Here is a 10,449-nt window from a genome sequence, read left to right as displayed (position 1 = left end):
GCGCCGACGACAAGATCGAGGCGATGAAATCCGCCGGCATCACCGTCGCCGACAGCCCCGCAGGCCTCGGCGAGGCCGTGCTCAAGGCAATCGGCAGGTAAATCCGACCCAACTCCGGCATGCGGAGGCGTTGACTAGAATGTGCCTGTGGTATACCAAGAACCATAGCCATAGAGGAGACGCCTTCAATGTTTCTCGCCGAATACCAATCCAAGGAACTGCTTGCGCAGTACGGGTTGCACGTCCCCGACGGTCGCCCCGCGCGAAGCCCGGACGAGGCGCAGCGCCTTTGCAAGGAAATTGAAGCGCGCAAATACGTGGTCAAGGCGCAGATCGGCGCAGGTGGGCGTGGCCTCGCCGGCGGCATCCGCTTTGCCGCGACACCCTCTGCCGTGGCCGACGAGGCACGCCGCCTGCTCGGCTCCACCCTTGTGACCGATCAGACCGGACCGGCAGGTGAAACCGTGACCCTGGTGCAGGTCGAGGCCGCGATAGACATTGCCCAAAGCTGCTTTGTCGCCATCGCCCTCGATCCTGAAACCGGACAACCCATGCTCCTTGCCTCGGGCGCAGGGGGCGTGGAATTTGAACAGCGTGCCCGAATGGACGAAGACACCGCACAGAACTGCCCCCTGCCCCCGGAAACCCCCGAGGCCCGCGCCGACATCGGCAAATTCCTGACCGGCATCGGCATCACAGAGATGCAGGATGCAGCGATTACCGCGATCTTTGCCGCGCGCACAGCCTTTACCGAAAACGACATGACCCTGATCGAGATCAACCCCTTCGCCCGCAGCACCGATGGCCGTTGGATGGCGGTTGACGCCAAGATCGCGATTGATCCCAACGCAGGGTTTCGCCGTCCCGAGTTTGCCTCGATGTTGGCGGATCGCCCGGCCCCCGCCGACGAACTGGCGGCACAGAAGCATAATATCAACCTCGTGCGTCTCGAGGGCAATATCGGGGTCGTCGCCAATGGCGCAGGGCTTGGCCTCGCAACCAATGACATGATCACGGACGCGGGCGGCAAGGCGGCGAATTTCATGGACATCCGCACCACCGCGAGCAGCATGGATGTGGCCCGTGGCGTCGAGATCCTGTTGGGCGACGACCGTGTGTCCGCGATCCTGCTCACGATCCACGGTGGCGGCATGACCTCTGCCGACACGGTGGCCGAAGGCGTCAACTTCGCTTATGCCAAAGCCACGCGCAAGCTGCCGGTGATTGCCTATATCTCCGGCAAACATGCCGATTGGGGCCACCGCATCCTGCGCGAACGCAAAGTGCCGGTCGAAAGCTGCGACACCCTGTCGACAGCCGTCGGGCGGGTGGTAGAGCTGGCAGGCCAGAGGAGGGCACGCTGATGGCGATCTTTGTCAATTCCGAAACACGGCTGATCGTGCAGGGTATGACCGGGCGCTCCGGCACCTTCTACACCGATGAGGCGATGCGCTATGGCACCACCTGCGTGGGTGGCGTGCGCCCCGGCAAGGGTGGTGCGCGGCACCTTGGCCTTCCGCTCTTCAACACAGTGCGCGACGCGGTTGAGGCCACCGAGGCAAATGCCAGCCTCGTGATTGTGCCAGCGCCTCAGGCCGGCGCCGCGATGATCGAGGCCATCGAGGCCGGTATCGGCGTGGTCGTCTGCGTGACCGAACGTGTGCCGCAACATGACATGAGCCGTGTCAAACAGGCGCTTGCGGGCACCGACACTGTGCTCATTGGCCCGAACTCCCAAGGGATCCTGACTCCAGGTCAGTGCAAGATCGGAGTCATGCCAACAGTTAATGCCATGCCGGGTCATATCGGCATCGCCTCGCGCTCTGCTTCGCTGACATCGGAAATTCTGGCGCAATGCAGCAAGGCGGGGCTTGGGCAATCCACAACCGTCGGCATCGGTGGGGATACACTGCATGGTGTGGGGTTTGTTGATTGCCTCAAGGCGTTCCGCGACGATCCCGAGACCGAGGCGGTCGTTCTGATCGGCGAGATCGGCGGGCGCGGCGAAGAAGAGGCCGCCGCCTATCTTGAAACCGTGGACTATGGCAAGCCTGTGGTGGCCCTTGTGGTCGGTCGTCACGCGCCGCGCGGGCGCCGGATGGGTCATGCGGGCACGCTTTCGGTTCTGGGTGGCGGCACAGCGGCGGACAAGATCGCTCGCCTGCGCGCCGCCGGGGTCGAAATCGCGTCTCATGCCGATGACGTGGTGGCGGCGGTCAGCCGCGCCAAGGCTCAGGCCGCCGCAACCGGAACTGAGCAATGACGGCACTGCCCGACAGCATGGTTGTGGTCGAGATGACCGCGCCCGGCGGCCCCGAGGTGCTCGTGCCCGGCCACCGCCCCCTGCCCGCCTGCGCGGCGGGCGAGGTTCTGATCCGCGTCACCGCAGCGGGCGTGAACGGCCCCGATCTCGTGCAGCGGCGCGGGCATTATCCGGCACCCAAGGGTGCCTCGGATCTTCTGGGTCTCGAAGTCTCGGGCGAGGTCGTGGCCTGCGGCGAGGACGTGCGCGACTGGCAATCGGGCGACCGGGTCTGCGCGCTGACCAATGGCGGCGGCTATGCCGAATTCGTGGCGGTGGACGCAACCCATTGCCTCCCCGTCCCGCAGGGCGTGGACGAGGTCGATGCCGCCGGTCTGCCCGAGACCTTCTTTACCGTCTGGAGCAACGTATTCCTCGATCACAGCCTGCCGGAGGGTGGCATATTCCTGGTGCATGGCGGCGCCGGCGGGATCGGCACGACGGCGGTGCAACTCGGTCGGGCCATGGGCCTGCAGGTGCTGAGCACGGTGGGCTCGGAAGAGGCGGCGGCCTTCGTCACCTCGCTCGGCGCCGACCGCGCGATTGACTTCCGCAGCGAGGATTTCGTGGCGATCACCCGCGAGGCGGGTGGCGCGGATATCATCCTGGACATCATCGGCGGCGATTACGTGGTGCGCAACATCAAGGCGGCGCGCCACGACGCGCGGATCATTCAACTGGCGTTCAATCACGGCTCCAAGGTCGAGATCGACCTCATGCCGGTGATGCTCAAGCGGATCAGCTATACCGGGTCGACCCTGCGCTCCCGGCCCGAGGCGTTCAAGACGCGGGTCGCGCAGGCGCTGCGCCGCGAGGTCTGGCCGCTGTTCGGGGACGGCACATTGCGACCCGTGACCTACCGGGTTCTGCCGATGGTCGAAGCCGCCGAGGCGCATCGGTTGATGGAGGCCGGCAGCCATCACGGCAAGATCGTGCTGCGGCCCTGACGGCAGCGGGGTCGCTGGCGGGCGAGGCATGAATTTTGGCCTGTTGCAGACAGTGGAGTAAGCCACGCATCCACGGGCGGCGGTACGGCGATCCAACGTCAGTTTGGCAGCGCTTTATCCCAGCCAAGCCCGAAAAACCTCTGAGCGCAGAGCAGGTTGCAGCCAAACCGCCGTGCCAGGGGGCGGCGCTAGAGGCGATCGGCCGCTCCAGGCCAACCGCCCGCCCCACACCCTCAACCCAGTGCAACCGCCTTCAGATCGGCATCGACATGCGCGAGATACTGTTCGAAGTTCTCGGCGAACATCGCGACCAGCCGCGCCGCCTGCACATCATAGGCCTCGGGATCGTCCCAAGTGCGGCGCGGGTCGAGCAGGACATCGGCGACACCCGGCACCGCCACCGGCACGTCAAAGCCGAAATTGGGGTCCTTACGGAATTCCACATCATCGAGCGAGCCATCGAGCGCCGCCGTCAGGAGCGCCCGCGTCGCCATGATCGGCATGCGCGAACCGGTACCGTAGGCGCCCGCCGTCCAGCCAGAATTCACCAGCCAGCACGATGCGCCATGGCTCTCGATCTTGTCGCGCAGGAGTTTGCCGTAGACCTCGGGGCGACGCGGCATGAACGGCGCGCCGAAACAGGTCGAAAAGACCGGTTGCGGTTCGGTCAGGCCACGCTCGGTTCCGGCCATCTTGGCGGTGAAGCCCGACAGGAAATGATACATCGCCTGCGCCGGTGTCAACCGCGCGATCGGCGGCAGCACGCCGAAGGCATCGCAGGTCAGCATCACCACATTGCGCGGATGCCCCGCCTGCCCCGTGGCCGAGGCGTTGGGGATATAGTCCAGCGGATAGGCGCAGCGCATGTTCTCGGTCAGGCTGGCATCCTCGTAGTCGAGTTCGCGCGTGTCCGCATCATAGACCATGTTCTCGATCACCGTGCCGAACATCGAGCAGGTGGCGAAGATCTCCGGTTCCGCTTCGGGGCTCAGGTGGATGGTCTTGGCATAGCAGCCGCCCTCGAAGTTGAAGATGCCGCGATCCGACCAGCCATGCTCGTCATCGCCCAGCAAGGTTCGGTTCGGATCGGCCGAAAGCGTCGTCTTGCCGGTGCCCGAGAGGCCAAAGAACACCGCCGCATCCTCGGGGTCGTCCTTGGCATGGTTGGCGGAGCCGTGCATCGGCATCACGCCCTTTTCGGGCAGGAGGTAATTCATCAGGCCAAAGATGGATTTCTTGTTCTCGCCCGCATATTCGGTGTTGGCGATGAGAATGAGCCGCGCGTCGATATTGACCGCGATCACCGTTTCCGAGCGGCAGCCATGGCGCGCGGGATCGGCCTTGAAACCGGGACAGTTGATCACCGTGTAATCAGCGACGAAATGGTCGAGCGCCGCGCGCTCGGGACGGCGCAGCATGTGGCGGATGAAGAGGTTGTGCCAGGCCAGTTCGTTCACCAGACGCACGTTGATGCTGTGCTCGGAATCAGCCCCGGCCATCAGATCCTGCACGAACACCTCGCGCCCGACGAGATAGTCCAGCATGTCCCTGTGTAGCCGCTCGAACGGTTCGGGGTCCATGGCGGCGTTGTTCTCCCACCAGATCGTGTCCTCGGTGGTGGGGGTGCGCACAGTGAACTTGTCTTTCGGCGACCGGCCGGTGAACTCGCCGGTGCTGACCAGTATCGTACCACCCTGCCCCAGCTCTCCCTCGCCGCGCCGCACGGCGGCATCGACCAGTGTCGGCTCGGTCAGGTTGTAATGCACGCGGCCCAGCCCCGAAATCCCCTGATCCTCGAGCCGAAAGCCCGGATTGACCCGTCCTGAAATCATCTCTCTCTCCCATTCTGGCCTGTTGGCCCGGTCTTGCTGTCCCCCGAGGCTCCCCCGCCTCTGGTGTCTGGTATTCCAGATTAGCACGCGATGCACGCATCATCGAGTGGTCGAAGGCATTTTTTCGCATGTTGCGAGATATCGAAGGCAAGGTCCACGGTACTGTGCGCCGCGCGCTCACTCCAGCCGCCGCCGCAGCCAACGCGCGAGATAAACCACAGGCCAGCGCAGCACGCTCATCCCCGCGACCAGCACCAGCAAGCCGATCCACGGGCCGTTCTGCCAGGTCACGTACCCGAGCAGCGGCACGCCAAGGGCAATCAGCACATAGGCCCGCCGCCAGTGATTGTCGCGCGAGGGCAGCATGGCCAGCACATTTGCTGCCACAGCCCAGAGACAGGCCAGCGCCAGCGACAGCGTCATGAGTGCGCCCCCGCGAGGCTCGCCACCAGCGCGGCGAGGGCCGCCAGAAGGCCAAAGACAGGCACCGCCATGGGCACCCGGAAGGCGGCCTCCGGGGCGGTGCGCTTCATCGCGATCAGGGCTGCGTTGACCAGCACGAAGACGCTCAGAAGCAGGGTCGAGGTGAGCCCCGCCAGATCGGCCACCGGCAACAGGAGCGCCCCCGCAATCACCGCAACGCCAATCAAAAGCGTCGCGCGCAAGGGGGTGCCGAAGCGCGGATGGGCGTGGTAAAAGCCCGAGAGCGTCGCGCTGCGCCGCCCGAGGCCGAAGAGCACCCGGCTCGCCATCACCATCTGCGCCAGCACGCCATTAAGCGCCGCCGCCACCGCGATGAGCGAGAGAAACGCCGCGCTGCCGCCACGCCCCGCCTGCCAGACCAGTGCCAGTGGCTGTTCGCTGCCCGCCAGCGTGGCGAGCGGCACCGCGCGCACCGCCGCCACGCTGACCAGCGCATAAAGCGCGCTCGTGATCACCAGTGACAAGAGGATCGCACGCGGCAGGATGCGTTCGGGGTCGCGCACCTCCTCGGCCATGTTGACGATATCCTCGAAGCCGATGAAGGCGAAGAAGGCAAGCACCGCACCCGCCATGACGCCGGACCAGACCAGATCGCCACCCGCCTGCCAGTCGGGGGCGGGCACGGCGGTAAAGCCTGCGAAAACCACCATCGCCAGCCCCGCCACCTCGACCACCGTGAAGAGCGCCGCAAGGGCGAGACTTTCGAGCACGCCCACGATCGCCACCGCCATCAGCCCCAACCCGAGGACCATAACGGACGGGGCAAATGGCAGCCCTGTCACCGCGCCAAGGTAGCCCACCCCGCCACGCAGGACGGCCGCCGCCGAGATCGCCCCCGCCGCGACGATCGCCAGCCCGACCGCCGTGCCGAGCCAGGGCAGGTTCAGACCCTTGGCCACGAAGAGCGCCTCGCCCGCCGCCTCGGGCAGGCGCGTGGAGAACTCCGCGTAGCTGAGCGCCGTAGGGGCCGCGATCACGCCCGCCAGCACGAAGGACAGCGGTGCCCAGATGCCCGCCTCGGCCGCCACTGCGCCGACCAGCACGTAGATCCCCGCGCCCACCATGACCCCCACACCATAGGCGGTCAGGAGGCCCAGACCGATCCGGCGCTTGAGGGTCTCTGCCATCCGCGCTATCCCCGCAAGCGTCCGGGCAGGGCATTGGCCCAAGCGCTGATCGTGCCTGCGCCAAGACAGACGACCATGTCACCGGGCTGTGCCGTCTCGCGGACTAGCCGTTCCAGATCATCCTCGCTGTCCAGCGCGACCGCCTGCCGGTGCCCGTGCCGGATGAGCCCGGCCACCAGATCGTCGCGCGAGGCCCCGAGGATCGGGTCTTCGCCCGCAGCATAGACCTCGGCGATGCCGACCACATCGGCTTCGTTGAAGCAGCCGCAGAACTCCTCGAAGAGCGAGGACAGGCGCGAATAGCGGTGCGGCTGATGCACCGCGATCACGCGGCCCGTGGTCGCCTGCCGTGCCGCGCGCAGCACGGCGGCGATCTCGACCGGGTGGTGGCCGTAATCGTCGATCACGGTCACGCCATTCACCTCGCCCACGCGGGTAAAGCGGCGGTTGACGCCGCCGAAACTTGCCAGTGCCGCGCGGATCTCGTCGCGCTTCATGCCCAGATGGCGCGCCACCGCGACCGCACTCAGCGCGTTCGAGACGTTGTGATCGCCGGGCATGGGCAGGGTGCAGCCTTCGATCATCCGCCCTTCGGCCTGCAGCGCCACGTCGAAATGCGCGATGCCCTTATCGTAGCGCAGGTTCACCGCGCGCACATCGGCCTGCGCGTTGAAGCCGTAGGTCAAGACGCGGCGGTCAGTGATTCGGCCGACCAGCGCCTGCACCTCGGGGTGATCCGTGCAGCACACCGCGAGGCCATAGAACGGGATATTGCTTAAGAAATCGTGAAAGCCCTGTCGCAGCGCATTGAAATCGCCCCAATGCTCCATATGCTCGGGGTCGATATTGGTGACGATGGCGATGGTCGCGGGCAGTCGGTTGAAGGTGCCGTCGCTCTCGTCGGCCTCGACCACCATCCATTCGCCCTGCCCCATCCGCGCATTGCTGCCATAGGCATGAATGACGCCGCCATTGATCACCGTGGGGTCGATCCCGCCCTTGACCAGCAGTTCGGCCACCAGCGTCGTCGTGGTCGTCTTGCCATGCGTGCCCGCCACCGCGATGTTGGATTTGAGGCGCATGAGTTCGGCCAGCATCTCGGCCCGGCGCACCACCGGCAGGCCCTGTCGACGCGCCTCGTCCAACTCGGCATTGCCGGGTTTGATGGCGGAGGAGATCACCACCACCTCGGCCCGCTCGAGGTTTTCGGGCCTCTGGCCGATGAAAATCTGCGCGCCCATGTCCTTGAGCCGCTCGGTGATCGGCGTCGCTTTCAGGTCGCTGCCCTGCACCTCATAGCCGTGGTTGATCAGCACCTCGGCGATGCCCGACATGCCGATCCCCCCGATGCCGACGAAATGGATCGGGCCGACATCGGTCGGAAGCTTGGTGGCTGCGTTCATGCGTCTTGCCCTTTACGTGCCAGTTCCTCAACCATGTCGGCCAATCGTTGCGGCGCATCCGGCAAGCCCTGCGAGAGTGCGGCATGCGCCATCATCACCGCGCCCCGCGCATCGCCAAGAACGGCGGCGATCTGCGCGGTCAGGCTGGGCGCGTCCAGCTTGCGTTCGGGGATGCGGATAGCCCCACCCGCCTCGACCAGCCCGCGCGCATTGGCGCTCTGATGATCGGCGGCGGCAGCCGCATAGGGGATGAGGATCGCAGGCCGTCCGATGACCGAGATATCGGCAATGCTAGACGCGCCCGCCCGGCTGATCACCAGTTGCGCCTCGGACATCCGGCGCGGCACGTCGCGAAAGAACGGCTGCACATCGGCGTCGATCCCGGCATCGGCGTAGAATTTGGCCACCCGGTCCATATCCTCCTCGCGGGCCTGATGGCTGACGCGAAGATTGCGCAGGATGTCCCCGGGCAGCGCGGCCACGGCGCCCGGCACCACGTCGCTGAGGACGCGCGCTCCCTGGCTGCCGCCGATCACCAGCAGCGACATCGGGTAATCGCCCGGCGGGATGTAGGGCGCGCCCGCGCGTTCCAGCACAGCGGCGCGTACCGGGTTGCCGACATGCACGCCCTCGACCCCTTCGGGCAGATCGGTGGGCCAGGTGCCGCAGGCGATCACGTCGACGCGTCTGGAAAAGATTCGGTTCACCCGGCCAAGCACGCCGTTCTGTTCATGCACCATGCGCGGGCGGCGCAGCAGATACGCCGCCGCAAGGGCAGGAATGGTCGGATAACCGCCGAAGCCCACGACCGCCGTCGGCCGGTCGCGCCGCATCCGCAGCGTGGCCCCCAGAACGCCGCCCGCGATATGCAGCGGGGCCAACAGCTTGTTCAGCACTCCGCCGCGCGCGAAAGTGGCGCTTGCGACCTGCTCGATCTCGACCGAATGGGGAAAACCCCCGACGTAGCGCGCGCCGCGCGCATCCGTGCTCAGCCGCACCCGCCAACCGCGTCGCAGCATCACCTCGGCCAGCGCCTGCGCGGGGAACATGTGCCCGCCGGTGCCGCCTGCCGCGATGATCAATAGGGGGGCTCTGTCGCACATGGTCTGTCTCTCGCGCTTACCGGCGTCCGCGCAGCAGATCGCCGATCTGCCCCTGCGGACGGCTGCGGGTGAAGGCCAGCAGCATGCCCACGGCAATCCCCCCCGCCACCACCGAGGAGCCGCCGTAGCTGACGAATGGCAGGGTCATGCCCTTGGCCGGCAGAAGCCGCACGGCGACACCCATGTTGATCATTGCCTGCGCACCCAGCACCGCAATGAGCCCCGTGCCCGCCAGCCGGATGAACGGATCGCGTTCCCGCATCAGCCGCACAAGCGAGCGCACGACGATGCCGGTGTAGAGCGCGATGATGCACAGCACCAGCACCAGTCCGTATTCCTCGGCGGCGACCGCGATGATGAAATCGGTATGGGCGTCCGGCAGGCTCCATTTCACCTGCCCCTCGCCCACGCCGACGCCAAAGAAGCCGCCCTCGCGGATCGCGTTGGTGGCAAAGCCAAGCTGCGTCGTGGGGTCCAACTCAGGGCTGAGAAAGCCGTCGATCCGGCGCGCGAAATGCTCGGAATTGGAATAGGCGAAACTGCCCGCCAGTACCACGCCCCCGGCCATCGCCAGAAGCAGAGTGATCGGCGCACCGGCCACGAAATACATCACCCCCCAGCCAAAGAGCACCAGCGCCGCCTGCCCGAAATCGGGCTGCATGGCGAGAAAGCCGAGGATCACCATGGCGAGCAGGAACGACCAGCTGAGCCCCGGCGGGCCATTGATCTGCTGGCTTGCCGCCATCATCCACGCGGCCACGACGACGAAGAGCGGCTTGAGAAATTCCGAGGGTTGCACGCTGGCAAAGCCGAGGCTGTACCAGCGCATCGCGCCCTTGCCGAAATCGGTGCCGAAGACCGGCAGCAGGATCAGCGCCACAAGGGCCGCAAGAAAGCTGATGACCGCGAGCCGCCGCACGAGATCTGGCCGCATCATCGAGGTCAGCACCATCGCGATCAGGGCCAGCACCCCGAAGAACGCCTGCCGCTGCACGTAATGAAAGGGGGCCAGCCCGTTCTTCTCGGCCAGCGGCGGTGAGGCTGCCAGCCCAAGCAATATCCCGATGCCAAAGAGGATCAGCACGCAGGAAAACGACCACTTGTCGATCGTACGCCACCATTTGGGAAGAATGGGCTCTGCGTCCCTTTGGGGCACTGCCCCATAGACCATTTCCGTCATCTGCCTGCCGCCTCATGCATTTGTGCCCCTTTTCGGGGTCTGAGGCCTAGTCTAGCGATTTTTCAGCCCCGA

The 10,449-nt window shown here is 66.0% G+C and carries 9 protein-coding genes and 1 pseudogene; 4 read left to right on the top strand and 6 right to left on the bottom strand.

The window, feature by feature from the left end; genetic code table 11:
• The 4 genes and pseudogenes from ACSSV4_RS10595 to ACSSV4_RS10580 form a co-directional block, all read left to right on the top strand.
• Positions 1–101: pseudogene (locus tag ACSSV4_RS10595) on the top strand (succinate--CoA ligase subunit alpha); the annotation flags it as partial.
• Positions 102–188: 87 nt separating this feature from the next.
• A complete protein-coding gene (locus ACSSV4_RS10590; RefSeq protein ID WP_454275111.1) occupies positions 189–1,364 on the top strand; it encodes a succinate--CoA ligase subunit beta in 1,176 nt (391 codons plus the stop codon).
• Positions 1,364–2,263, top strand: coding sequence for a succinate--CoA ligase subunit alpha (sucD, locus tag ACSSV4_RS10585; RefSeq protein WP_454275110.1), 900 nt, complete (start codon positions 1,364–1,366; stop codon positions 2,261–2,263). The genes ACSSV4_RS10590 and sucD overlap by 1 nt, the downstream gene beginning before the upstream one ends.
• A complete protein-coding gene (locus tag ACSSV4_RS10580) occupies positions 2,260–3,249 on the top strand; it encodes an NAD(P)H-quinone oxidoreductase (protein WP_454275109.1) in 990 nt (329 codons plus the stop codon). The genes sucD and ACSSV4_RS10580 overlap by 4 nt, the downstream gene beginning before the upstream one ends.
• Positions 3,250–3,482: 233 nt before the next feature.
• Here the strand turns inward: ACSSV4_RS10580 and ACSSV4_RS10575 are convergent, their stop codons facing one another.
• The 6 genes from ACSSV4_RS10575 to ftsW form a co-directional block, all read right to left on the bottom strand.
• Positions 3,483–5,081, bottom strand: a complete 1,599-nt coding sequence (locus tag ACSSV4_RS10575; RefSeq protein ID WP_454275108.1) for a phosphoenolpyruvate carboxykinase — start codon at positions 5,079–5,081, stop codon at positions 3,483–3,485.
• 177 nt (positions 5,082–5,258) lie between these two features.
• On the bottom strand, positions 5,259–5,504 hold the full coding sequence (locus ACSSV4_RS10570; RefSeq protein ID WP_454275107.1) for a DUF2484 family protein: 246 nt from the start codon (positions 5,502–5,504) through the stop codon (positions 5,259–5,261).
• Entirely contained in the window at positions 5,501–6,691 is a 1,191-nt protein-coding gene (locus ACSSV4_RS10565) for an APC family permease (protein ID WP_454275106.1), read from the bottom strand. The genes ACSSV4_RS10570 and ACSSV4_RS10565 overlap by 4 nt, the downstream gene beginning before the upstream one ends.
• Before the next feature lie 5 nt (positions 6,692–6,696).
• Positions 6,697–8,094, bottom strand: a complete 1,398-nt coding sequence (gene murC, locus ACSSV4_RS10560; RefSeq protein WP_454275105.1) for a UDP-N-acetylmuramate--L-alanine ligase — start codon at positions 8,092–8,094, stop codon at positions 6,697–6,699.
• The gene (locus ACSSV4_RS10555; RefSeq protein WP_454275104.1) at positions 8,091–9,197 is read right to left on the bottom strand and encodes a UDP-N-acetylglucosamine--N-acetylmuramyl-(pentapeptide) pyrophosphoryl-undecaprenol N-acetylglucosamine transferase; all 1,107 of its coding nucleotides are present in this window, start codon (positions 9,195–9,197) and stop codon (positions 8,091–8,093) included. The genes murC and ACSSV4_RS10555 overlap by 4 nt, the downstream gene beginning before the upstream one ends.
• 16 nt (positions 9,198–9,213) lie before the next feature.
• Complete coding sequence (ftsW, locus tag ACSSV4_RS10550; protein ID WP_454275103.1) at positions 9,214–10,377, bottom strand: putative lipid II flippase FtsW; 1,164 nt, start codon at positions 10,375–10,377, stop codon at positions 9,214–9,216.
• Positions 10,378–10,449: the final 72 nt, after the last annotated feature.

It is taken from the genome of Roseovarius sp. MBR-154 (assembly GCF_053628595.1).
Note: the sequence above shows the minus strand (reverse complement) of the source record. Positions and strands in the feature narration are given on the sequence as shown.